Source organism: Microbacterium sp. TW_SC_2 (assembly GCF_055361165.1).
This window is the reverse complement of the sequence record NZ_CM143952.1, coordinates 2,729,279-2,751,456: the sequence shown is the minus strand read 5'-3', so window position 1 is coordinate 2,751,456 and position 22,178 is coordinate 2,729,279. Positions and strand designations below refer to the sequence as shown.

The following is a 22,178-nucleotide window of genomic DNA, read 5'->3' as shown; positions in this document are numbered from 1 at the left end:
AACTTTCTACACAGGAGCTCTCCACTGTGACAACGTCCACCACATCCTCCGCGTCCGACGCGACGCGCACTCCGCGCGAGGTCTTCACCGCGATCTCCGGCCTCGTCGTCGGCATGTTCGTCGCCGTGCTCTCGGGCACCGTGGTGTCGACCTCGATGCCGGTCATCATCGCCGACCTCGGCGGCACCCAGTCCCAGTACACCTGGGTCATCACGGCGAGCCTGCTGGCGACCGCCGTCTCCACCCCCATCTGGGGCAAGCTCGCCGACCTGGTCGACCGCAAGATCCTCGTGCAGCTGTCGCTGATCATCTTCACCGTCGGCACCGTGATCGCCGGGTTCTCGACCGACACGAACATGCTGATCGCCGTCCGCGTCATCCAGGGCATCGGCGTCGGCGGCCTGATGTCGCTCGTCATGATCGCGGTCGCTCTCATCATCTCCCCCCGCGAGCGTGGTAAGTACATGGGCGTCGTCGGCGGCATCATGGCCCTGGGCACCATCGGTGGGCCGCTCCTGGGCGGGCTCCTCACCGACGTGTGGGGCTGGCGCTCCAACTTCTTCGTCGGCGTGCCGTTCGCGATCCTCGCGCTCGTGCTGCTGCAGTTCACGCTGCACCTGCCCAAGCCGCAGCGCGACACCAAGGTGTCGATCGACTACTTCGGCATCGTGCTGCTCGCCGTCGGCGTCTCGACCCTCCTGATCTGGGTCTCGATGGGCGGCAGCGAGTTCGAGTGGAACTCCTCGACGAGCATCATGCTCGCCGTCATCGCCGCTGTCGCGATCGCCGGATTCATCACGGTCGAGTTCTTCGTGAAGGAACCGATCGTCCCGATGTCGCTTTTCCGCAACCGCACCTTCACGCTGTCGGTCATCGCCTCCATCGCCATCGGCGTGTCGATGTTCGCGACCTCGGTGTTCCTCGCCCAGTACTTCCAGCTCGCCCGGGGCGCCACGCCGACCGAGTCGGGCCTCATGACGATCCCGATGATCATCGGCCAGATGGGCGCCTCGATCATCATCGGTCAGCTCGTGAGCCGCTTCGGCAAGTGGAAGGGCTGGATGATCACGGGTTCCGTGCTGACCACGGTCGGCGTCAGCATGATGGCGACGCTGCGCTACGACACCCCGTTCGTGCTCGTGGCCGCCTACATGGTCGTGCTCGGCGCCGGACTCGGCATGGTCATGCAGAACCTCACGCTCATCGTGCAGAACGACACGCCGCCGCGGCAGCTCGGCGCCGCGTCGTCGAACGTCAACTTCTTCCGCACCATCGCCGGCACCATCGGCGTCACGGTCATGGGATCGATCCTGTCGACCAGTGTCGCCCGCTCCATGAGCGACTCTCTCGAGGGCTTCACCCCGACCACGCCGGAGGAGGTCGACGCGCTGCAGCACCTCGCCTCGGGCGATGTGCCGAAGGTGGCGCAGCTTCCCGACACGATCCGTGCGATCGTCGAAGGCGCCTACGGCAGCGGCATCGCGGACGCGTTCCTCATCGCGATCCCGCTCGCCGTGATCTCGATCATCGCGATCGCGTTCATCAAGAACAAGCCGCTGTCCACCAAGAACGCCGCCGAGCAGCTGCGCGAGCAGGCGGAGGATTCGGCGATCGAGGTCGCCGAGGCCGAGGTGGGCGGGGCTCTCTCCACCGGAGCGATCCGCACCACGGGCGACGGATCGACCTCACCGCGCACCGGTGCGGTGACCGTGCTCGAGCGCGAGGACCGGAACCCGGAGCAGCGCGAGGGCCGGGAGCCGAGGCGCTGAGATGGCCACGCTGGACGCCGCCGCACCCGAGGACGTGGACAGCGCCCTCGGGGATCTCCAGACGCACCTGAGCCTGATCTTCGCGCGGACCCGGACGCTCTGGAAGGAATCGGCGGCCCGCCTCGACCCCGAGCTCCCGGTGGGCGGCTACAAGCTGCTGACCTTCATCGACCGGGCGGGCGCGGCCAACGCGCATGAGCTCGCCGAGCGCTTCGAGATCGACAAGTCGGTCATCAGCCGTCAGGTGCGGATGCTCGAGGAGCTGGGGCTCCTCGAGTCGCGGGCGGACGAGCGCGACGGCCGGCTGCGGGTGCTGACCGCGACACCCTCGGCCTGCGCCGCTCTGGCCGAGCTGCGTCGCGACCACGCCGTGCGCCTGCGCTCGGTCGTCGCCGAGCTGACGCAGGAGGAGGTCGACGCCGCCTCCAAGGTCTTCCGTCTGCTCGCGGAGATCTGATCCCGCGGGATCCCCACGAAGCCCCGCCGTCATCTCGACGGCGGGGCTTCGTCGTCCTCTTGTCCAACGGGCCCATCTGTGGTTCAGTCGAATGTCTGTGATCGCCTCCGCTGGCAGATCCGGACCGCACAGAACGGGGCTTCGGTGAACTGGATCGCCTCGAACCTCGGCCTGATCATGGATCTCACGCTGAATCACGTCCGCCTCGCGATCCTCCCCATCATCCTGGGCTTCGTCATCGCCGTGCCGCTGGGCTGGGTGTCCAGCCGCAATCGGATCGTGCGCACCGTCGTCATCAGCACGGGCAGCCTGCTCTACACGATCCCCTCCCTGCCGCTGTTCGTCATCCTGCCGCTCATCCTCGGCACCCGGATCCTCGATGACGCCAACCTCGTCGTCGCGCTCTCGATCTACGCGGTCGCGATCATGCTGCGCTCCGCGACCGATGCCTTCGGATCCGTCGATCGGTCCGTGATCGAGGCGGCGAAGGCCGTCGGCTTCTCACCGGCCGGCCGGTTCTGGCGCGTCGAGTTCCCGCTCGCCGGTCCCGTGCTGATCGCCGGGCTCCGCGTCGTCTCCGTGTCGACCATCGCCCTCGTCTCGGTGGGCGTGATCATCGGCTCCGAGAACCTCGGCTACCTGTTCCAGAACGGCAAGCAGCGCGGCATCCTCGAGGAGGTCGTGGTCGGGATCGTCATGAGCCTGCTCATCGCTCTCGTCTTCGACCTGATCCTGGTCGCCCTCGGGCGCATCCTGATGCCGTGGAGCCGGGCCGCCGGCGTGCGCGCGCCGCGCGGAGCGTCCCCCGACACCGGCACGGGCTCGGGCGCCGACACCGGTGCCGCCCGTCGAATCCTGGCGTCCCCGGGTACGGGGGTCTGATGGACTTCCTCCTGAACGCCCTCGCCTGGATCGTCGATCCGGCCAACTGGGTGCCCGGTTCCCAGAGTCCCCTGCCCCTCGGGGACCGGCTCGTCGAGCATCTCCTCTACTCGGGTGTCTCGCTCGCCCTGGCGATGCTCATCGCTCTGCCGCTCGGCTTCGCCATCGGGCACACCGGGCGCGGGCGCCAGTTCGTGATCGGCTTCACGGGCGCCATGCGCGCTCTCCCGACGCTCGGGGTGCTCTTCTTCCTCACCATGGTGCTGCGCTCCGGTCTCAGCACCACCCCCGCCGTCCTCATCGGCTCGATCATCGCGTTCGTCCTGCTGGCGATCCCCTCTCTCCTCGCCGGGGCCTACGCCGGGGTCGAGAGCGTCGATCGTGAAGCGATCGACGCCGCGCGATCGATCGGGATGACGGAGCTGCAGATCCTGTTCCGGGTCGAGATCCCCCTCGGTCTGCCGGTGATCATCGGCGGCATCCGCTCGGCGGCGCTGCAGGTCATCGCGACGGTGACGATCGCCTCGTACGTCGGACTCGGGGGCCTGGGGCGCATCATCTCCTCCGGCATCGGTCTCAACGACTACACGGTGATCCTCGGCGGCGCGCTGCTGGTGACCGCCCTCGCGCTGGGTGTCGACGGCATCTTCGCTCTCCTCCAGCGCGTCACCCGCACGGCGGGATCGGCCTCCGCACCTCGTTCCCGTTCGCAGCGAAACCGTTCGGATTCCGTCGCGGATCCGGTCGTCGATGAAAGGACACCCGCATGACCTCTCGAGCACCCAAGACCTGGCTGGCCGCCTGCGTGGTCGCCGCCGGCACCACCATCGCACTCGTCGGATGCACGACCACCGACCCCACCTCGTCGGGCGGGGAGGCGACCGCGGGGGATGCCGTCGTCGTGGGCTCCTTCGCCTTCCCCGAGAGCGAGATCCTCGGCGAGATCTACGCGCAGGCGCTCGAAGCCGAGGGCTTCGACGTCTCGACCAAGTTCAACATCGGACCGCGGCAGCAGACGATCCCGGCCCTCCAGGACGGCTCGATCAACCTCATCCCGGAATACAACGGCAACCTGCTCGCCTACTACGACACGGAGTATGCGGAGCGGACGACGGAGGATGTCGACGCCGCGCTGCCGGATGCCGTGGCCGCCGACGACCTGCAGGTGCTCGACTCGGCGGAGGCCGAGGACAAGGACGCCTATGTCGTCACGAGGAAGACCGCGGAAGACAACGACCTGACGTCCATCGGCGACCTGAAGGCTCTCGAGCCGTTCTCGCTGGCGTCCAACCCGCAGTTCGGCGAACTCGGCTACGGCATCCCGGGACTGCGCGACGTCTACGGCGTGGGCGTGGAAGCGGGACAGGTCACCTTCGTCCCGTACGAGGACTTCGGCGGCCCGGACACCGTTCAGGCGCTCGTCGACGGCACCGTCCAGGTCGCGGACATCTACACGACCTCGCCGGCCATCCGCACGGAGGACCTCGTCGTCCTCGAAGACCCCGAGAACATGATCTCGGCGCAGAACGTCATCCCGCTGCTGTCGAAGGATGTCTACTCCGACGAGCTCGCCGACGTGCTCAACGCCATCTCGGCGAAGCTCACGACGGACGACCTGATCGCGCTCCGCGACCGCGTCGAAGGCGAGGAGAAGGCATCGGCGGCGACGGCGGCGGAAGACTGGCTCACCGCCGCAGGTCTCATCGGCAAGTGACCCCGTACCCGACGAGGGAGATCGTGCTCCTCGTGTGATCGAAGCCCCGCCGTCCGACCGACGGCGGGGCTTCGCCGTAAGCTGGCGATCATGAGCGCCCCGTCCGACGAAGCCGCCCGAACGGCTTCGCCCGCCGCTTCGCCCACGACGCGGCCCGCCGATTCTCCGACCGGTGTCGATCTCGATCAGGCCGTCTCCCGCGTCGAGCATGAGCTCGGACGTCTCTTCGCCCGGATCCGGGTGAGCTGGCGGGAGGCCGCCGCGACCGTGCATCCCGAGCTCCAGCCGCTCGGCTACCAGGTGCTCACCTCGATCGCGTCGGGCAAGGCCACCTCGGCGGGGGCGATCATCGAGCGCCTGCAGACCGACAAGTCGGCCGTCAGCCGGCACGTGCGTCAGCTCGAGCAGTGGGGGCTCGTGGAGAGCGTGCGAGACGAAGGCGATCGCCGGGCCCGCGTGCTCGTCGCGACCCCGCTGGCGCAGGAGCGCGTGGCGCTCGCCCGCTCCCGGTACGAGGCCCGCCTCGCGGAGCGACTGCGCAACTGGTCGGCCGAGGACCTCGACCACTTCGCCGAGCTGCTCGCCGCGTTCGGGGACTGACCCGATCGCGCGCGAGCATCCGGGGCTCGCGTCAGCGCGACGTCGGCGGAAGCTTGTCGACGCCGTGACGGTTCGGCTTGTCCGGCTCGGCCGCCGTCTCCGGCGACGCCTGCGTCGGGCCGGTCGGTGTCTCCGATGTCGGGTAGCGGGGCTCGTCGATCTCGACGGCCTTGTCGCGCTCGTCGAGCGGGGGCAGATGGTCCAGGGGCTGTTTGATGTCGTCGGGGTGGCTCATGCCCTCAGGCTCTCGCGGGGTACCCGGAGCGACCAGGGGGTTGAGAACACGCCCACCGTATGGTTAAGGCGCTGTTCGTCCGTGACGCACGGCAGCTCATCCGCCATGATCGAAGCACGGCGGCACCGTGACTCACGGCGGCGGCTGCGCCTTCCGAGAAAGCAGGAGACACGATGTCAGACTTCCGCGAGCACTACGACGTCGCCGTGATCGGGGCGGGGCCGGCCGGCACGGCCGCGGCGCTGCGGGCCTCCGAGCTGGGGGCGAGGGTCGTCGTCCTCGAAGCCGGCCGCACCGGGGGAACCTGCGTGAACACCGGTTGCGTGCCCACCCGCGTGCTCGCGAAGACCGCTCGACTGATCCGCGAGTCCCGTCACGCCGACGACTACGGCGTCGATGTCGGCGTCCCGGTGATCGACTGGGCCGCGACCGTCCAGCGCGTGCACGCCCGTGTCGACCGCGTGCGATCGATCAAGCGCGAGGCGGAGCGGTTCGCCGACGCGGGCATCGATCTCCTCCACGAGGGGCGGGCGCGCTTCGCCGACGACCACACCCTCGTGCTCGACAGCGGACGGCGGATCACCGCGGATCAGATCATGATCTGCGTGGGCGGGCATTCGCGGCGCCTGCCGATCCCCGGTGCCGACCTCGCCACCGTGCCCGAAGACGTGCTGACGCTGCCGGCCCTGCCGCGGCGGGTGGCGGTGATCGGCGCGGGCAACACGGGCGCGCAGCTCGTCACGGTGTTCTCCTCCTTCGGGTCGGAGGTGACGCTGCTCGACGTCGCCCCGCGCGTGCTGATGGCCTCGGACGCCTCGATCTCGGCCGCCGTCAGTGCGGCGTTCGCGGATCAGGGCATCGCCGTGCACACCGGGATCGAGACGGTCGCCGGCCTCGCCCGCGAGGGCGACGCCGCGATCCGCCTCGACTGGCGCGAGGGCGGCGAGGAGCTGTCGTCCGTGTTCGACGCGGTCATCATGGCGACCGGCTGGCCCGCCGACGTGGAAGACCTGGGCCTCGAGCACGCGGGTGTCGAGATCGAGCGCTCCGCGATCCCCACCGACCGGTACTTCCGCACGGTCGTGCCGCACATCTTCGCGGTCGGCGACGCGAACGGCCGGGACATGCTCGTGCAGGCCGCGCAGTTCGAGGGCGAGGCGGCCGCCGAGAACGCGGTGCTCGGCGCGAACCGACGCACACCGCACCACCTGCTGCCCGCCGGCGGCTTCACCGACCCGGACTACGCCGGGGTCGGGCTCACGGAGGACCAGGCGCGCGAGCGCGACACCGGGTGCGTCATCGTGTCGGTGCCGTACGCGAGCCTGGAGCGCGCCGTGATCGATGACCGCGAGATCGGGTTCCTGAAGCTCATCGCGGATCGGCGGCGTGAGCTGATCCTCGGCGCCCACGCGGTCGGCGAGAACGCGATCGAGGTCATCCAGTCCGTCACCACGGCGATGGCCGCCGGCGTCGATGTGTCCACGCTCGCCGGGGTCCGCTTCGCCTATCCCACCTACAGCGCGATCATCGGGATCGCCGCCCGGGCGGTCCTCTCCGGCGTCGATCAGGGGAGGATGGAAGCATGACCGTCACCCCCCACGACTCCCGGCCCTGGCTCGCCTCCTACGCGGAGGGCGTTCCCGCCGACATCGACGAACCGTCGCAGACGCTGACCGAGATGATGGCCGCGAGCGTGCACGCCTATGCCAAGCGGCCCGCGCTGGAGTTCTTCGGCGCGGTCACCACGTACCGCGAGCTCGGAGAGCAGATCGAGCACGCGGCGGAGGGCCTGCGACGCCTCGGCGTCGGCCACGGCGACCGCGTCGCGCTGGTGCTCCCCAACTGCCCGCAGCACGTCGTGGCCTTCTACGCGGCGCTCCGGCTGGGGGCGATCGTCGTCGAGCACAACCCGCTCTACACGGCGCGCGAGCTGCGGCACCAGTTCGAGGATCACGGGGCGCGCGTCGCGATCGTGTGGGACAAGGCCGTCGACACGGTCGCGGGCTTCCCGGCCGACCTCGCGGTGGAGCACATCGTGAGCGTCGACATCACCGAGGCGATGCCGCTGTCGAAGCGTCTGCTGCTGCGTCTGCCCGTGCCGAAAGCGCGCGCCTCACGGGCGCGCCTCACGGGCCGGCCCCGCGCAGCGCACCCGATCGCCTGGAAGTCGCTGCTCGGCCACCGGCGTCTGGCGCGGCGAACCCCGGGGCCGACGCTCGCCGACACCGCGCTGCTGCAGTACACGAGCGGCACCACCGGCACTCCCAAGGGGGCGATCCTCACCCACGCCAACCTGCGCGCGAACGCGATGCAGGGGCGCGCCTGGGTGCCGGGTCTCGTCGACGGCGAGGAGACGTTCTACGGCGTGCTGCCGCTGTTCCATGCGTACGGGATGACGCTGTGCCTCACGTTCGCGATGAGCATCGGTGCGAAGCTCGTCCTGTTCCCGGCCTTCGATCTGGGGCTGGTCACCGTCGCGGCGCGCACGAGTCCGCCCACGTTCCTGCCCGCGGTGCCCCCGATCTACGACGCGCTCGCCCGGGCTGCCGAGCGCGGCACCATCGATCTCTCCTCGGTGCGGTTCGCCATCTCCGGGGCCATGAGCCTGCCCGTCGCGACGGTGAAGCGCTGGGAGGAGGCGACCGGCGGCCTGCTGGTCGAGGGATACGGCATGACCGAGAGCTCTCCGGTCGCCCTCGGCAACCCCATCGGGCGCACCCGCCGCCCCGGCACGGTGGGGGTGCCGTTCCCCAGCACGCGCATCCGCGTCGTCGACCCGGCCGACACCGACGTCGACATGCCGACGGGCGAGCGCGGCGAGCTCCTCATCCAGGGCCCTCAGGTGTTCCCGGGGTACTGGGGGCGTCCCGGAGACACCGCCGACACGCTGCTCGCCGACGGGTGGCTGCGCACCGGCGACATCGCCGAGGTCTCGGCCGACGGGTTCGTCACGATCGTCGACCGGCTCAAGGAACTCATCATCACCGGCGGATTCAACGTGTCGCCGAGTGAGGTGGAGGACGCTCTCGAGGCGCATCCGGATGTCGTCGCCGCCGCCGTCGTGGGGCTCCCTCGCTCCAGCGGCGGGGAAGAGGTCGCGGCGGCCGTGGTGCTCCGTGAGGGGGCGACGCTCGACGGGGATGCCCTGCGCGACTTCTGCCGCACGCGGCTCACCCCGTACAAGGTCCCGCGACGCGTGATCGCGGTCGACGACCTCCCGCGCTCGCTCATCGGCAAGGTGCTCCGGCGCCAGGTGCGGGAGCAGCTGCTCGCGGATCGCTGACCCGCGCGGCTAGTCGGAGAGCGCCGCACGGGTGCTCGCCTCCGGCGAGAGGTCGATGCGCCGCAGCAGTTGCGCGTTGAGGGCGACGACGACGGTCGACAGCGACATCAGGACGGCCCCGACCGACATGGGCAGGACGAAGCCGATCGGGGCGAGGATCCCCGCGGCGAGCGGCACCGAGAGCAGGTTGTATCCGGCGGCCCACCAGAGGTTCTGCCTCATCTTGCGGTAGGTGGCGCGGGAGAGCTCGATCACGGAGAGCACCGATCGCGGGTCGGAGCTGGCGAGGATGACGCCGGCGGAGGCGATGGCCACGTCCGTGCCGGCGCCGATCGCGATGCCGACGTCGGCCTGCGCCAGGGCAGGGGCGTCGTTCACGCCGTCGCCGACCATCGCCACCTTCTTCCCCTCGGACTGCAGCGCGGCGACCCGCGCGGACTTGTCCTCGGGGCGCACGCCGGCGAACACGCGGTCGATGCCGAGTTCGGCGGCCACGGACTCGGCGACCGCCTGGGCGTCTCCCGTGATCATGACCACTTCGATGCCCGAACGGTGCAGCGCATCGACGGCCTGACGCGACTCGGGGCGCACCTCGTCGGCGAGCTTCAGGCCGCCCTGCACCCGTCCGTCGACGACGACGTGCAGGATGATCGCTCCTTCGCCCCGCCATGCCTCCGCCGCGCCGATCTCGGTTCCGCCGACCTCGGCGAGGAGCGCCGGACCTCCCACGCGCACCTCGCGGCCGTCGACGGTCGCGGTGACGCCCACGGCGGGCGAGGAGGTGAATCCGGAGGAGCGGACGAGCGGAAGGCCCTTCTCCTCGGCGGCACGGACGAGGGCCCGAGCGAGCGGGTGCTCGCTGTCGGACTCCGCAGACGCGGCGAGGGCGAGCAGCCGGTCGGCGTCGATGTCGCCGACGGGCTCGACCTGCGTGACGGTCGGGGCACCCTTCGTGAGCGTTCCTGTCTTGTCGAACAGCACGGCGTCGACGGTGCGCATGCTCTCCAGCGCCAGTCGGTCCTTGATCAGCACGCCGCCGCGCGCGGCACGTTCCGTGGCGATCGACACGACGAGGGGGATGGCCAGGCCGAGGGCGTGGGGGCACGCGATGACCAGCACCGTGATGCTGCGCACGACCGCGGCGTCCGGGTTGCCCACGAGCGTCCACACCACGGCCGTGAGGGCGGCGGACACCAGGGCGAACCAGAACAGCAGGGCGGCGGCGCGGTCGGCGATGCGCTGCGCGCGGGAGGAGGAGTTCTGCGCCTCGGTCACCAGGCGCTGGATGCCGGCGAGAGCGGTGTCATCTCCCGTCGCGGTGATCTCGACGCGCAGCCCGGAGTCGGTCGCCACGGTTCCGGCCGTGACCGGGTCTCCCGAGGACCGGGTGACCGCGCGGGATTCGCCGGTCACCATCGACTCGTCCATCGCGGCGGTGCCGTCGATGATGCGGCCGTCCGCGGGGACGCTTCCGCCCGGACGCACCACGACGATGTCGCCGATCGCCAGATCCGCGGGTGCGACCAGGACGACCGTGTCGCCGTCGACGCGCTCGGCCTCGTCCGGGAGCAGGGCCGCGAGCGAGTCGAGGGCGGAGGTCGTCTGGGCGAGCGATCGCATCTCGATCCAGTGGCCGAGGAGCATGATGACGATGAGCAGCGCGAGCTCCCACCAGAACTCCAGCTCGTGGTGGAGGAGCCCGAGCGTGGCTCCCCACGAGGCGAGGAACGCGACCGTGATCGCGAGACCGATCAGCAGCATCATGCCGGGCGTGCGCGTGCGCAGCTCGCTCACGGCCCCGGTGAGGAAGGGCCAGCCGCCCCACACGTACATGACCGTGCCGAGGATCGGGGCCACCAGGCGCACCGCGTCGGGCACCTCGTAGCCGAGCAGCATCGCGAACATCGGCGAGAACGCCACCACGGGCACCGCGATCAGCAGGTTGATCCAGAACAGCCGCCGGAACTGCCCGACGTGATCACCGTGGTGGGCATGGCCACCGGAGTGGTCGCCGTGGTGTGCGTGGCCGCCGTGGCCGGTCTGGGGTGCGTGGTCGGCGTCGTGGTCGGGGGTGGTGTGGTGTGCGTGCGGCTCGGTCATGCGTGTTCCTTCCGACGGGTCGTGCGGGTCGTCACCGCGCGACGCTGCGGAATCCGCGCAGGCGCAGGCTGTTGCCCACCACGAAGACGCTCGACAGGGCCATGGCGGCCCCGGCCAGCATCGGATTCAGCAGGCCCAGCGCGGCCACGGGGATCGCGGCGACGTTGTAGGCGAAGGCCCAGAACAGGTTGGTCTTGATGGTGCGCAGCGTCTTCCGGGACAGGCGGATGGCATCGACCGCGCTGCGGAGGTCGGCGCGCACGAGGGTGATGTCGGAGGCCTCGATCGCGACGTCCGCTCCGGTGCCCATCGCGAGGCCGAGGTCGGCCTGTGCCAGAGCCGGGGCGTCGTTCACTCCGTCTCCGATCATCGCGACGGTCCGCCCTTCGCTCTGCAGGCGGGCGATCACGGCGACCTTGTCCGGCGGCAGGACCTCGGCGATCACCTCGTCGATCCCGACCTCGTCGGCGATCCGGCGGGCCACGGCCGCGTTGTCGCCCGTGAGGAGGATCGGGGTGAGTCCGAGGGCTTTCAGCTGCGCGACGGCCTCCGCGCTCGTGGGTCGGACGGTGTCGGCCACCACGAGGATGCCGCGGGCCTGCCCGTCCCAGCCGACCGCGACGACGGTCTTGCCCTCGGCCTCGGCGCGGGCCTGCGCCGCGGTGACCTCGGCGCTCAGCGGCTGCGATCGCTCCGCGAGGAACGACGCCCGGCCGACGATCACGGCGTGTCCGTCGACGATGCCCTCGACGCCTCGGCCATCGGTGCTGGTGAAGCGCGAGACCGCGGCGAGGGTGCCCGTCTCCTGCACGGCGCCCTTCGCGATCGCCTGCGCGATGGCGTGCTCGGAGGCATCCTCGACGGCGCCGGCCAGGCCGAGCAGTCGGGCGCGGTCGGTCCCCGGCTCGAGCACCGCGTCGATCAGCGTCATCCGGCCGGTGGTGACCGTCCCGGTCTTGTCGAGCACGACGGCGTCGACCTTGCGGGTGGACTCGAGCACCTCGGGGCCCGTGATGAGCACTCCCATCTGCGCCCCGCGACCGGTGCCCACCAGCAGGGCGGTCGGGGTGGCCAGCCCCAGCGCGCACGGGCAGGCGATCACGAGGACCGCGACCGCGGCGGTGAAGGCGGCCGCGGCGGGGAAGCCGGCGAGAAGCCAGCCGGTCAGGGTGGCGGCGGCGATCACGATCACGATCGGCACGAAGACGCCGGAGATGCGGTCGGCGAGCCGTTGCACGTCGGCCTTCCCCGACTGGGCGTCCTCGACCAGCTGCGCCATGCGCGCGAGCTGGGTGTCGGAGCCGACGCGGGTGGCCCGCACCACGAGTCGGCCGCCGGTGTTGGTGGTCGCGCCGGTGACGGCATCCCCCTCGGCGACCTCCACCGGCACCGACTCGCCGGTCAGCAGGGAGGCATCGACGGACGACGACCCGGAGGTGACGATCCCGTCGGTGGCGATCCTCTCGCCGGGGCGCACGAAGAACTCATCGCCCACCTGCAGATCCGCGACCGGGATCGTGGTCTCGACGCCCCCGCGGAGCACCGAGACGTCTTTCGCGCCGAGTTCGAGCAGTGCCCGCAGCGCGGCGCCCGCCTGACGCTTGGACCGCTTCTCGAAGTAGCGCCCGGCGAGGAGGAACATCGTGACACCCGCGCCGACCTCGAGGTAGATGTTGCCGGCGCCGTCGGAGGGCGCGAGCGTGAACTCGAACTCGTGCACCATGCCGGGCATTCCCGCGGTGCCGAGGAACAGCGCGTAGAGCGACCACAGGAAGGCCGCGAGGGTGCCCATCGACACCAGGGTGTCCATGGTGGCGGCGCCGTGGCGCAGATTGATCCAGGCGGCCCGGTGGAAGGGGAACGCGCCCCACACGATCACGGGAGCCGCGAGGGCGAGCGACGCCCACTGCCAGTTCGTGAACTGGAGGGCGGGGACCATCGCCATCGCGATCACGGGCAGGGTCAGGATGATCGAGATGATCAGCCGGGTGCGCAGCGATGCCAGCTCGGGGTCGCCGCCGCCGTCGTCGTCGCCGCCGTCGGAGGAGGAGCCCCGGGTGTTCCGGGGAGCGGGGACCACGGCGGTGTATCCGGTCTTCTCGACCTCGGCGATCAACGCGGACGGGTCGTAGCCGGCGGGCACGGTGACCGCGGCCTTCTCGGTGGCGTAGTTGACGGTCGCCGTCACGCCGTCGAGCCGGTTCAGCTTCTTCTCGATCCGCATCGCGCAGGAGGCACAGGTCATCCCGCCGATCTCGAGTTCGAGGCCGGTCGCCCCGCTCGGGGGTGCCGCTGTGGTCATGACTGCTCCTTGTTCGACGTGTGGTGTCGGTCGATCGGACCGTGCCGATGGCGGGCCGTGGGTCAGACGCGCGCGGCCGTGTAGCCGGCTTCCTCGACGGCGGCCAGCACGGCGCTGTCGTCGAGGGCTCCCGTCGCGTCCACGCTGAGCATGCCGGTCTGGGCGCTGACCCGGATCTCGTCGACGCCGGGGATCCGGCCCACCTCGTCGCGGACCGACCGTTCGCAGTGGCCGCAGGTCATGCCCGTCACGCGGTAGTCGATGGTCTGGGTGTCCATGGCATCCTCCTGATTCTCGAATACCCCCATGGGGTATCTCTGAGACCAACGTATCGGGGCGGAGACTATTCCCGCAAGGCGTCGTCGCATCGGCATCCGACGACGTCGTGGCCGCGGGGAGGCCGGGGTCACTCGTGTTCGGGCAGCAGCGGACTCGACCAGCCGGGATCGCGGCCGAGCTGCGCGGCCCGGGACACCGACGTCGCGCCGAAGCGATCGCGCACCGTGTCGAGCACGGTGTCGAGGCGCTGGTCGTCGCCCCAGTCGATCGGGAGCTCCGGTTGCACGTCGTCGGCGCGATCGAGGTGCGACAGCGAGATGCCGAGAAGGGTGATGCCGCGCACCGCGAGCTCGGGACGCGCGGCCCCCAGCAGCGTGCGCGCCGCCGCGAGCAGCGTCGCGGTGCGGTCGGTCGGGGAGCCCAGCGTGCGCGACCGGGTGGCCTTGGCGTAGTCGCCGAAGCGCAGCCGGAGCACCACCGTGCGGCACACGCGGCCCCCGTCGCGCAGGCGGCGCGCCAGGCGGTCGATGATCTGCGTGAGGATCAGATCGAGCTCCTCGTCCGACCGTGGACGGGTGCCCAGGGCGCGCTGGGAGCCGATCGATCCCCGGCGCCGCGTCGTGTCGACCGGCCGGGGGTCGCGCAACCGTGCCAGCGCGTGCAGGTGCGCCCCGACGGCCGTGCCCAGCATCCGCTCGGCCGTCTCCGCCTCGAGGGCGGCGAGCTGCCCCACGGTGCGGATGCCGCGGGCATGCAGTTTCTCGGCGGTCGCGGCGCCGACGCCCCACAGACGCTCCACCGGCAGCGGGAGCAGGAATGCCTCCTCGCGGTCGGGCTCGACCACGAGCAGCCCGTCGGGTTTGCTGACCGCGCTGGCGACCTTGGCGAGGAACTTGGTGCGCGCGACCCCGACCGAGATCGTGAGCCCGACCTCGGCGCGCACGCGTTCGCGCACGCGCACGGCGACCTGCTCGGGAGTGCCCGCGAGGCGGCGGAGCCCGCCCACTTCCAGGAACGCCTCGTCGATCGAGAGTCCCTCCACGAGCGGCGTCGTGTCGCGGAAGATCGCGAACACGTCGCGGCTGGCCTGCGAATACGCCTCCATGCGCGGCGGCACCACCACGGCGTCGGGGCAGAGATCGAGCGCGTGCCGACCGCCCATCGCGGTGCGCACGCCGCGGGCCTTGGCCTCGTAGCTGGCGGCGAGCACGACGCCGCCGCCGACGATGACCGGTCTACCGCGCAGTGCGGGCGCATCGCGCTGCTCGACCGAGGCGTAGAACGCGTCGAGATCCGCGTGCAGCACGGTGGCCTCACCCCGCATCGCGGCCTCCTGTCGTCGAGCAGATCGTCGCACGACCCGGGGACATCGGTCGGGTCCGGGGACGCCGCGCCTCACGTGCGCAGGTAGGCGTCGACCAGGAGCGGGCCGCGGATGTCGCGCAGCCGGTCGATCACGCGGTCCACGCCGCGTGTGCTGAGCGCCGGCATCGGCAGATCGTGCGGTCCGAGCGGCTCGAGCTTCCCCGTGCGCACCCGCACGACCTCCCACCCCGCGGCACGCAGGGCGCGGTCCTTGCGGCGGTCGGCGGTCTCCCGATCCCCGACGTGCTCGAGCCCGTGCCGGCCGACCGTGTCGTACTCGACCGCGACGCGCAACTCAGGCAGCAGGATGTCGGGCCACACCTCGGTGTGGCGGAAGAAAGGACGGCCCACCTTGACCGCGTTCATGCCCGTCGTGACCTCGAGCCGCGCGACCAGAGCGGCGCGCAACCGCTCCTCGGCGGCCGAGGCGGGCTTCGGCGCGCACACGCTGAGGAACGCGGTCCCGGTCGGGAGGTCGGGCGTCCGGGCGCACAGCGCCGGCGCGGCGGCGCGAGGGCGGGCGGGGATCGCGCGCGCCTCGCCCAGGATCACGGGTTGCGGCTGCGCCAGCCGCGAGCATTCCGGACACCACGCCGACCGCCGTCTGACCCGGCCGGGTCGGTGGCGCTGCTCGGTCGGGGTCGCGGCGAACCGGTGCCCGACCGCGCACTCCCAGCACAGCAGCACGTCGGCCGCGAGCGGGATCTGCGACAGCGTCACGCCGTGATTGAGCTCGGGGTGGTACTGGCGGATGAGCTCGGGATACGCCGCCCAGGCGGCGCGGAAGGTGCCGACCTCGTAGGGCACGGCGACACCGCGCGAGAACTGTCTCCTCGCCCACCACTGCGGCACTGGCTCCGGCACACCGCGACGATAACCCCCGGTTCCGACATCGCCCGCCCCGCCCCGTACCCTGGGTCTCATGACGAGCACTCCCGCACGCACCGCCGCCGAGGTCGTCGACTGGCGACGCCGCGTCTTCGCCCTCTACGCCGCCGTGCGCCAGGCGGACGACCCGGAAGAGGCCCACGAGCTCTGGCGCATCGAGCGCGACGACCTGATGCTCCATCACCCGGCGACGCCGCTGCTGCCGGAGGACCGTCCGCTGTTCGAGGGCCTGCCGATCGCTCCCTACGACCCGGAGTGGCGTTTCGAGCTGCCGATCCTTCCGGCCGAACCCGGCGGATTCGAGTTCGCCACCGGCACCGACGGGGTCGTGCCCTTCGAGCGCATCGGCAGGGTCGAGATCCCGGATGCCGGGTCGCTCGACGTCTGGCGACTCGCATCGTACGGCGGGGGTCTGTTCATCCCGGTGCGCGACGCGCTCGCCGGACGCCCCGGCGGCACCTACGGCGGCGGGCGCTACCTGATCGACACGGTCAAGGGCGCCGACCTCGGATCCGACGCCGCGCAGGGCACGATCGTGCTCGACTTCAACTTCGCCTACAACCCGTCCTGCGCCTACGACCCCGCGTGGGCATGCCCGCTCGCGCAGCCGGGCAACGTGCTGAGCGTGGCCGTGCCCGCCGGCGAGCACTACGCGGGCTGACGCCGGCCGCCCGGCGCCGCGCGTCGCGGCTCCCGTCAGCGGCGCACGCGCGCCCGGGTCTTGGTGACGCTCCCGAGGGTCGCCCGCACCGGGGTGCCGAGGTAGAGCCCGAGCGACGCCCCCGACGCGAGCCCGACGCCGATCACCGCGGCGAAGATCAGCGAGCTGCCCGCGCCCACCACGTCGGAGGCGGAGCCGTCGGTGTGGACCATCTCGAGCAGCCCCTGGAACACCGCCACACCGGGGACGAGCGGCACGATGGCCGCGGTCGTCACCGCCACCGACGGCACGTGCAGGTTGTGCGCGATGAGCACGCCGACGAAGCTCGCCAGCAGTGCGCCCAGCGCGCTCGCGGCGGCCGGGTGCAGCTGGAGTGCCGTGGCGACCGTGTAGCCCGCGATCGTGATCGCGCTGAGCAGCGCGCTCACCAGGATGATCCGCATGCCGGCACCGTTGAAGACCGCCACGGCGACCGCGATGATCACGGCGCCGGCGAAGACGCTCGGCAACGGGCCGAACGGCGCCGGATCGTCGGGGAGATCCATCGTGAAGCCCAGCACGCTGCCGAGCTCGAGGCCGACGAGGATGCCGATCACCACCCCGAGCGTCTGCATCGTGAGGTCGAGGATGCGGCCGCCGGCGGTGAGTGCGAAGCCGTCGATCGCATCCTGCGCGGCGCCCACCACGGTGAGCCCGGCCAGCATCAGCACGATACCGGAGGCCACGATGATCGACGGGCGGATGTCGACGAACGGCGCGATCCCCGCCGCGCCGAGGGCGGACACCGCGACGGCGACCACCGTGGTCACGAACCCTCCCGCGATCTGGCTGAAGAACAGCGGCACCCGCAGGCGTGCGAGGCCCGCCTGGGTGATCGCGGCGCCGAGCGCCGCGACGAAGGTGAGGCCGACGATGAGCGGCGAGGCCCCGAGGAGGATGCTCACGCCGACCGCGAGCATGGCCCGGGCCACGATGACCACGGGCTGCTGGTAACGGAACGGCACCCGGCGGATGACCCGGAACGCGGTGCGCGCCGACTCGAGGTCGAGTCCGCCCCGGATGTCGGAGACGAGGGCCTGCACGCGCTGGAGCTTGGCGTGATCGGGCGCGGCGACCCGGACGACGCGGACCAGGGTCTCGGGCCAGACCTCGCCGCTCAGGTGGAAGGAGACCGTGATCGAGTTGTAGGTGACGTCGACCTGCACCCCGCGCAGCCCGTAGGCGTCGCAGACCCGGGTGATCGCGAGGGTCACCTCGTGCGCGGAGGCCCCGACCGCGAACATCGACTCCCCGATGCGGGTCGACAGGTCGAGGACCCTGGGCACCATGCGCTCGTCGATGACGGGCATGACCTCGGTGGGGGCGACGCTCGCGGGGTCGGTGTGCACGATCCTGCGCATGGAGGCGAGCAGTCGCCGTGGGGAGTTCCGGGACATGACTCCATTCTCCCGGGTCGCGCGCAGCGTCCCGCACGCGCGGGCGGTGCGGCGCCGGACCCGCCCACTACGGTGGAGCACATGGCATCGGCTCTGCGCACGTTCGGGCGCATTCTGGCGCGCCACTGGCCGGTGCTGCTGGCCTGGGGCCTCGGGGGCGAGGCGGCGCATCAGCTGCTGGTGCAGCTCGCCGGATTCGTCGGCGGGCACACCACGCTGGGCGGCCTTCTCCTGCTGCCGCTGGCGGTGGCGGCGCGGCTCGTGTCGTACGTCGCGATGTACCTCGCCGTGCGCCCCTCGCTTCCGCACAGCGCCCCGGCGGCGCCGCTCGGACCGCGGGCGTTCGGGGCGGCGGTGCTCGCGGCGATCCTGCCCTTCTTCGCCTTCTACGCCGCCTGGGGGCTGCTGGAGAACGATCAGATCGAGTTCTTCCGCATCGCGAGCGACATCGCGCTCCGCGAGGCCGGGTTCGACTACGACCTGCTCGGCGACCGCGGGGGACTGGTCTCGGTCGGCATCCTGCCCGTCACCGTGCTCGTGATCGCGCTCGCCGCGCGCATGCTGCTGACCCGCCTGCGCGACCGGCTGCCGTCGTGGACGCTGGCGATCGCCGCCTACGCCGAGGTGCTGTGGACCTTCATGCTGTTCACGCTCGTGGGGCAGTGGTGGGCCGATGCGCGGGGCTGGCTCTCCGGACGCGCCGGGATCGTGTGGCTCGACGACCTGGGCGACTGGTTCGACGCGAACATCCTGCCGGTGGCGGTGCTCTGGGAAGGGCTCCTCGGGCTGGTCGGTCTGATCGCGGCCGTGGTGCTGGTGCCGGCCGCCTGGCTCACCGTGGCCGGGGTGATCTACGGCACGACCTTCGACGCCACCCCGAAGCCCCTGCGCGGCGCCGAGTCAGCCCTCCGCGGCACCGCGTCGACGCTCGCGCGCTCGCTCCTGCTGCGTTTCGAGAGCCTCTGGGCCGCGGTCGCGCTCGTCTGGCGCGGCGGACCGGTGCTGTTCGGCGCCACCGCCCTCGCCTACGCGCTCTGGGCCTGGGCCGAACGCGCGGGATCACGGGGCGTGCTGCAGCTGATCGGGGGGCACGAGACCACCTTCTGGGCGGCGTTCCTGCCGCTCATCCTGCTCGGCGTCTCCGTCATCGCCGAACCGCTGCGCGTGGCGATCGTCGCCACCGCGTTCGATGCCGTGATCGGCCGTCCGCGCGCCGGCCTCGACACCCGGGCGTCAGAGCCCGGGAGCGTCGCCGGGATCGACGGAGAATCGCGCGATGGCGCCGCTGTCGCCGGGGACGTCGAACCAGAACGGCCCGTCGGCATCCGCGGGAAGCAGGAAGACCGCGAGGATCTCGTAGGGGGCTGACTCCGTCTGACACGAGCTCTCCGCGGCATCGGAGGGCACGCCGAGCACGGAGCGCGCGTTCTCCCACACGCGCCCGCTGTGCTGCTCGGTGAGCGCGAACATCCCACAGGTCGTCGCCTCGGCGCCCGCACGCGCGTCCAGACGGATGCTGAGGGTGCGCGAGCCCTCCGGGGCATCGAACTCCGACCAGGTGGACCGCTCGAGCGCGATCGTCTGGCCCGCGATCTCCGCCTGCGGATCCGCGACGGTGATCGTCTGCGCGACGCGCGTGGAGGCCGGGACCACGTCGAGCCACACATGCACGCCGACCGCGGCCACCGCCCCCGCCGCGAGAGCGATCAGGGGCAGGCGCTGCCGTCGCCACCAGCTCATGAGGTCCATCCCGGCGACTCGAGGGCGAACCGCGCGGTGGCGTCGAGGTCGCCCAGGTCGATCGGCACGGCGATCACGTCGTCGAGCTGAGGCACGGCGGTGAAGGTCGTGAACTGCAGCTCGCCGACGCCGCTGCGCAGTTCCGACGGCAACTGGAAGGCCAGGGTGCCCGTGATGTCGGTGCCCAGGTGCAGGCGGGTCTGCAGGAGGGATGTCGACGGCCGCTCGCTCGCGAGGAACTGGCGGCCGTCGACCGTGAGGGTCGCGAGACCGATCACGGCGTTCTTCTCGGTCTCCGCCGCCGCGGCGTCGACCGTCACCAGCAGCCAGTTCCCCTCGGCGCTCCATTCGGCGGAGGGCACGTCGAGGCGATCCGCGAACACGGCATCCTGCACCGTGACGACCAGCGAGCGCGAGGTCACCGGCGCGCCGGCAGCACCGCGGACGATCAGCGGATCGAGCAGGGAGTCCTCGCCCGGGATGGTGGTGGTCACCGCCCCGGCGCCCACCACCAGCGCGGCCCCGAGCACCCAGGGGAGGACCTTCCTCATGCGCGTTCCTCCAGATCGACGCTGATGCGCGCGACCCGGTCGGTGCGCTGCCACGAGATCACGGACGACGACAGGATGATCTGGCCCCCCTGGGCCCGTGCGTCGAACACGTCCAGCTCCACGGTGCCGGACGGGAAGGCATCGTCGGGGACCGACCAGGCCAGGAGAACCTCGTCGGGCACGCCCGGCTGCAGGACCACGCCGCCGGCCGAACCGTCGGGTCGCCAGGCGCGCGTCGAGAACGCATCCGTGGCCTGCGGCACGTCGAGCAGCGGCGTGCGGGAGTTCACGAGCTTCGATTCGACCCGGTTCGCGGCCGTGCCGACGCCGATCGGGCGGTCGGAGAGGTTCTCGATCTCGACCGTCATGACCAGCAGGGTCTCACCGTCCTCCGCCTCGAGGAACTCGGATTCGACGGCATCCGTGAGCTCGGCTCCGGTCACGGTCACGGCGTAGAGCGAGGTGCGCACCTCGCTACCCGCGGAGGCCGCGGCGGGCGTGCGTTCCGCCGCGACCAGCCCGCCGGCGAGGAGGAACACCGCCACCACACCGGCGGCTGTGCAGCCGGCGATCCAGAGGGGGCGTGCGCGGCGATCCGTGGCCGAGCGCGCCGCGCGGGCGCTCGCGCTGCGGGCCTTCCCGGCGATCGCGCGCATCCTGGTCACCGGGTCAGCCTATCCACGTGGCCCGCTGCTCAGGGGGCGCGCGTCGCGTCGTGGCGGAGGTTGCCGACCCCGCGCACCAGCACCGCGAGCACGAAGAAGGTCACGACCAACGCGAGGCACCACAGGGCGACTCCGCCGTAGCCTCCCGAGACGGCGGGGTTGAAGAACGGGTACGGGTAGAAGCCGTCGACCGCGCCGCGACTGACCGAGAAGATCGAGTACGCGGCGGGCCAGATCATCCACCACAGCGCGACCCGGAACGGCAGGCGGTGCCGCGGCGGCCAGATGATCCAGTCGGCGAGCCCGGCGATCGGGACGACCATGTGCACGATGACGTTGACCCAGGGGATCAGCTCGCCGAGGTCGGTGTCGGCGAGCAGGGTGTTGAAGACGATGCCGACGAACACGATGTAGACGACGGCGCCGCCGCGGATCGCCGCATCCGACGCGGAGGGCTCCCTGTGCGTCGTGATCAGCCGCACCGCGCTCACGATGAACACGATCGAGATCAGGATGTTCGAGAGGTTGGTGAAGTAGCAGAAGAAGTTCAGGATGCTGTGGCCCTGGGGGATGGTCACCGCGAAGAACTGCACGCCCACGGCCGTGAGCGAGAGCGCGGCGAACACGAGCCGGAACACGATGGCGGCGACGCGAGGATCCATGCCCTCAACCTAGCGGGGCCGCGACGCCTCCCGCGAGCACGATATATCGCACGGAGGGCCGAGGCGGCAAGCCCCTCGTCCCCGGATCGGTGCCGACCTATGGTCGGGTCTGCGGGCGCACGAGAAGCCTTTCGAGGGTGCGGCTTCTCTGCCATTCTCCGCGCGCCGGTGGTCTGCGGCCCCGTCTTTCTGGCCGGAGCAGACCGCCGGCGCCTCTCTGTCCGGTCTCCGGTGTCTCAGTTCGAGATGCCGAGATCCGGGTCGACGTCGGTCTCGTCGCCCAGCTCGAGCGGGTCGAGTCCGCCGTCGGGGTGGTCGAGGTCGCGGGTGTCGGCATCCGCGGAACCGGCATCCTGCGTGTCCGCGTCGTACTGCACGGCGTCAGGGGCCGCCGGGTCGTCCGCCGTGAACGTCTTCTCGCCGGCGGGTGCCTCACCGGCTGCGTCGAACGGGCCCTGGTCTTCGGGGTAGGAGCGGGGGTCGGTCATGAGAGTCCTCTCGGTCGGAAGCCCCGGAGCCGTGCGCGGCCTGCCGGGGTCGGAACTCCAGCTTCACGCATCTCGGCCCGGCGTGCGCGGGTGTTGACACG

21 protein-coding genes are annotated in these 22,178 nt (G+C 71.4%); 10 read left to right on the top strand and 11 right to left on the bottom strand.

What is annotated here, in order from left to right; translation table 11 throughout:
* Positions 1 to 26: 26 nt before the first annotated feature.
* From ACWA14_RS13405 to ACWA14_RS13380, 6 genes are all read left to right on the top strand, one after another.
* A complete protein-coding gene (locus ACWA14_RS13405) occupies positions 27 to 1,769 on the top strand; it encodes an MDR family MFS transporter (RefSeq protein WP_463794366.1) in 1,743 nt (580 codons plus the stop codon).
* 1 nt (position 1,770) lies between these two features.
* The gene (locus tag ACWA14_RS13400) at positions 1,771 to 2,226 is read left to right on the top strand and encodes a MarR family winged helix-turn-helix transcriptional regulator (RefSeq protein ID WP_463794364.1); all 456 of its coding nucleotides are present in this window, start codon (positions 1,771 to 1,773) and stop codon (positions 2,224 to 2,226) included.
* A 144-nt stretch (positions 2,227 to 2,370) separates the two neighbouring features.
* Positions 2,371 to 3,108 carry an ABC transporter permease gene (locus ACWA14_RS13395; protein WP_463794362.1) on the top strand — a complete coding sequence of 246 codons (738 nt, stop codon included), beginning with the start codon at positions 2,371 to 2,373 and terminating at the stop codon, positions 3,106 to 3,108.
* Complete coding sequence (locus ACWA14_RS13390) at positions 3,108 to 3,878, top strand: ABC transporter permease (protein WP_463794359.1); 771 nt, start codon at positions 3,108 to 3,110, stop codon at positions 3,876 to 3,878. Before ACWA14_RS13395 ends, ACWA14_RS13390 begins: the two co-directional genes overlap by 1 nt.
* Positions 3,875 to 4,822 (top strand): ABC transporter substrate-binding protein, encoded by a 948-nt coding sequence (locus ACWA14_RS13385; protein WP_463794357.1) that lies wholly within the window; start codon positions 3,875 to 3,877, stop codon positions 4,820 to 4,822. Before ACWA14_RS13390 ends, ACWA14_RS13385 begins: the two co-directional genes overlap by 4 nt.
* A 90-nt stretch (positions 4,823 to 4,912) precedes the next feature.
* Positions 4,913 to 5,422, top strand: a complete 510-nt coding sequence (locus ACWA14_RS13380; RefSeq protein ID WP_463794355.1) for a MarR family winged helix-turn-helix transcriptional regulator — start codon at positions 4,913 to 4,915, stop codon at positions 5,420 to 5,422.
* 31 nt (positions 5,423 to 5,453) lie between these two features.
* Here ACWA14_RS13380 and ACWA14_RS13375 read toward each other — a convergent pair whose 3' ends face one another.
* Positions 5,454 to 5,657 (bottom strand): hypothetical protein, encoded by a 204-nt coding sequence (locus ACWA14_RS13375; RefSeq protein ID WP_463794353.1) that lies wholly within the window; start codon positions 5,655 to 5,657, stop codon positions 5,454 to 5,456.
* A 173-nt stretch (positions 5,658 to 5,830) separates the two neighbouring features.
* On the opposite strand from ACWA14_RS13375, the gene ACWA14_RS13370 reads away from it, so the two are divergent.
* Entirely contained in the window at positions 5,831 to 7,243 is a 1,413-nt protein-coding gene (locus tag ACWA14_RS13370) for a dihydrolipoyl dehydrogenase family protein (protein WP_463794350.1), read from the top strand.
* Positions 7,240 to 8,940, top strand: a complete 1,701-nt coding sequence (locus ACWA14_RS13365; protein WP_463794348.1) for a long-chain-fatty-acid--CoA ligase — start codon at positions 7,240 to 7,242, stop codon at positions 8,938 to 8,940. The genes ACWA14_RS13370 and ACWA14_RS13365 overlap by 4 nt, the downstream gene beginning before the upstream one ends.
* Positions 8,941 to 8,949: 9 nt before the next feature.
* Here ACWA14_RS13365 and ACWA14_RS13360 read toward each other — a convergent pair whose 3' ends face one another.
* From ACWA14_RS13360 to ACWA14_RS13340, 5 genes are all read right to left on the bottom strand, one after another.
* On the bottom strand, positions 8,950 to 11,040 hold the full coding sequence (locus ACWA14_RS13360) for a heavy metal translocating P-type ATPase (protein WP_463794346.1): 2,091 nt from the start codon (positions 11,038 to 11,040) through the stop codon (positions 8,950 to 8,952).
* A 31-nt stretch (positions 11,041 to 11,071) separates the two neighbouring features.
* Complete coding sequence (locus ACWA14_RS13355) at positions 11,072 to 13,342, bottom strand: heavy metal translocating P-type ATPase (RefSeq protein WP_463794344.1); 2,271 nt, start codon at positions 13,340 to 13,342, stop codon at positions 11,072 to 11,074.
* Between the two features lie 62 nt (positions 13,343 to 13,404).
* Positions 13,405 to 13,620, bottom strand: coding sequence for a heavy-metal-associated domain-containing protein (locus ACWA14_RS13350; protein ID WP_463794342.1), 216 nt, complete (start codon positions 13,618 to 13,620; stop codon positions 13,405 to 13,407).
* Between the two features lie 128 nt (positions 13,621 to 13,748).
* Positions 13,749 to 14,945, bottom strand: coding sequence for a DNA polymerase IV (dinB, locus tag ACWA14_RS13345; RefSeq protein WP_463794340.1), 1,197 nt, complete (start codon positions 14,943 to 14,945; stop codon positions 13,749 to 13,751).
* Between the two features lie 71 nt (positions 14,946 to 15,016).
* Entirely contained in the window at positions 15,017 to 15,850 is an 834-nt protein-coding gene (locus ACWA14_RS13340) for a zinc-ribbon domain-containing protein (protein ID WP_463794338.1), read from the bottom strand.
* Between the two features lie 58 nt (positions 15,851 to 15,908).
* Between ACWA14_RS13340 and ACWA14_RS13335 the strand changes: the two genes are divergently transcribed.
* The gene (locus ACWA14_RS13335) at positions 15,909 to 16,535 is read left to right on the top strand and encodes a DUF1684 domain-containing protein (protein WP_463794335.1); all 627 of its coding nucleotides are present in this window, start codon (positions 15,909 to 15,911) and stop codon (positions 16,533 to 16,535) included.
* Positions 16,536 to 16,570: 35 nt separating this feature from the next.
* On the opposite strand, the gene ACWA14_RS13330 is transcribed toward ACWA14_RS13335, so the two are convergent.
* On the bottom strand, positions 16,571 to 17,971 hold the full coding sequence (locus tag ACWA14_RS13330; RefSeq protein ID WP_463794334.1) for a threonine/serine exporter family protein: 1,401 nt from the start codon (positions 17,969 to 17,971) through the stop codon (positions 16,571 to 16,573).
* An 81-nt stretch (positions 17,972 to 18,052) separates the two neighbouring features.
* On the opposite strand from ACWA14_RS13330, the gene ACWA14_RS13325 reads away from it, so the two are divergent.
* Positions 18,053 to 19,339 (top strand): hypothetical protein, encoded by a 1,287-nt coding sequence (locus ACWA14_RS13325; protein WP_463794332.1) that lies wholly within the window; start codon positions 18,053 to 18,055, stop codon positions 19,337 to 19,339.
* Positions 19,340 to 19,707: 368 nt separating this feature from the next.
* Here the strand turns inward: ACWA14_RS13325 and ACWA14_RS13320 are convergent, their stop codons facing one another.
* From ACWA14_RS13320 to ACWA14_RS13305, 4 genes are all read right to left on the bottom strand, one after another.
* Positions 19,708 to 20,262: a hypothetical protein gene (locus ACWA14_RS13320; RefSeq protein WP_463794331.1), complete on the bottom strand. Its 555-nt coding sequence runs from the start codon at positions 20,260 to 20,262 to the stop codon at positions 19,708 to 19,710.
* On the bottom strand, positions 20,259 to 20,927 hold the full coding sequence (locus tag ACWA14_RS13315; protein ID WP_463794328.1) for a hypothetical protein: 669 nt from the start codon (positions 20,925 to 20,927) through the stop codon (positions 20,259 to 20,261). The genes ACWA14_RS13320 and ACWA14_RS13315 overlap by 4 nt, the downstream gene beginning before the upstream one ends.
* Before the next feature lie 29 nt (positions 20,928 to 20,956).
* Positions 20,957 to 21,589: a Pr6Pr family membrane protein gene (locus ACWA14_RS13310; protein ID WP_463794326.1), complete on the bottom strand. Its 633-nt coding sequence runs from the start codon at positions 21,587 to 21,589 to the stop codon at positions 20,957 to 20,959.
* A gap of 236 nt (positions 21,590 to 21,825) precedes the next feature.
* Positions 21,826 to 22,077, bottom strand: coding sequence for a hypothetical protein (locus tag ACWA14_RS13305; protein ID WP_463794321.1), 252 nt, complete (start codon positions 22,075 to 22,077; stop codon positions 21,826 to 21,828).
* Positions 22,078 to 22,178 lie beyond the last annotated feature (101 nt).

Excerpts from the sequence above, each read along its gene's own strand:
- ACWA14_RS13400 (WP_463794364.1), top strand. The coding sequence starts at position 1,771 with ATGGCCACGCTGGACGCCGCCGCACCCGAGGACGTGGACAGCGCCCTC.
- ACWA14_RS13390 (WP_463794359.1), top strand. The coding sequence starts at position 3,108 with ATGGACTTCCTCCTGAACGCCCTCGCCTGGATCGTCGATCCGGCCAAC.
- ACWA14_RS13385 (WP_463794357.1), top strand. The coding sequence starts at position 3,875 with ATGACCTCTCGAGCACCCAAGACCTGGCTGGCCGCCTGCGTGGTCGCC.
- ACWA14_RS13380 (WP_463794355.1), top strand. The coding sequence starts at position 4,913 with ATGAGCGCCCCGTCCGACGAAGCCGCCCGAACGGCTTCGCCCGCCGCT.
- ACWA14_RS13375 (WP_463794353.1), bottom strand. The coding sequence starts at position 5,657 with ATGAGCCACCCCGACGACATCAAACAGCCCCTGGACCATCTGCCCCCG.
- ACWA14_RS13370 (WP_463794350.1), top strand. The coding sequence starts at position 5,831 with ATGTCAGACTTCCGCGAGCACTACGACGTCGCCGTGATCGGGGCGGGG.
- ACWA14_RS13365 (WP_463794348.1), top strand. The coding sequence starts at position 7,240 with ATGACCGTCACCCCCCACGACTCCCGGCCCTGGCTCGCCTCCTACGCG.
- ACWA14_RS13360 (WP_463794346.1), bottom strand. The coding sequence starts at position 11,040 with ATGACCGAGCCGCACGCACACCACACCACCCCCGACCACGACGCCGAC.
- ACWA14_RS13355 (WP_463794344.1), bottom strand. The coding sequence starts at position 13,342 with ATGACCACAGCGGCACCCCCGAGCGGGGCGACCGGCCTCGAACTCGAG.
- ACWA14_RS13350 (WP_463794342.1), bottom strand. The coding sequence starts at position 13,620 with ATGGACACCCAGACCATCGACTACCGCGTGACGGGCATGACCTGCGGC.
- dinB (WP_463794340.1), bottom strand. The coding sequence starts at position 14,945 with ATGCGGGGTGAGGCCACCGTGCTGCACGCGGATCTCGACGCGTTCTAC.
- ACWA14_RS13335 (WP_463794335.1), top strand. The coding sequence starts at position 15,909 with ATGACGAGCACTCCCGCACGCACCGCCGCCGAGGTCGTCGACTGGCGA.
- ACWA14_RS13330 (WP_463794334.1), bottom strand. The coding sequence starts at position 17,971 with ATGTCCCGGAACTCCCCACGGCGACTGCTCGCCTCCATGCGCAGGATC.
- ACWA14_RS13325 (WP_463794332.1), top strand. The coding sequence starts at position 18,053 with ATGGCATCGGCTCTGCGCACGTTCGGGCGCATTCTGGCGCGCCACTGG.
- ACWA14_RS13320 (WP_463794331.1), bottom strand. The coding sequence starts at position 20,262 with ATGAGGAAGGTCCTCCCCTGGGTGCTCGGGGCCGCGCTGGTGGTGGGC.
- ACWA14_RS13310 (WP_463794326.1), bottom strand. The coding sequence starts at position 21,589 with ATGGATCCTCGCGTCGCCGCCATCGTGTTCCGGCTCGTGTTCGCCGCG.
- ACWA14_RS13305 (WP_463794321.1), bottom strand. The coding sequence starts at position 22,077 with ATGACCGACCCCCGCTCCTACCCCGAAGACCAGGGCCCGTTCGACGCA.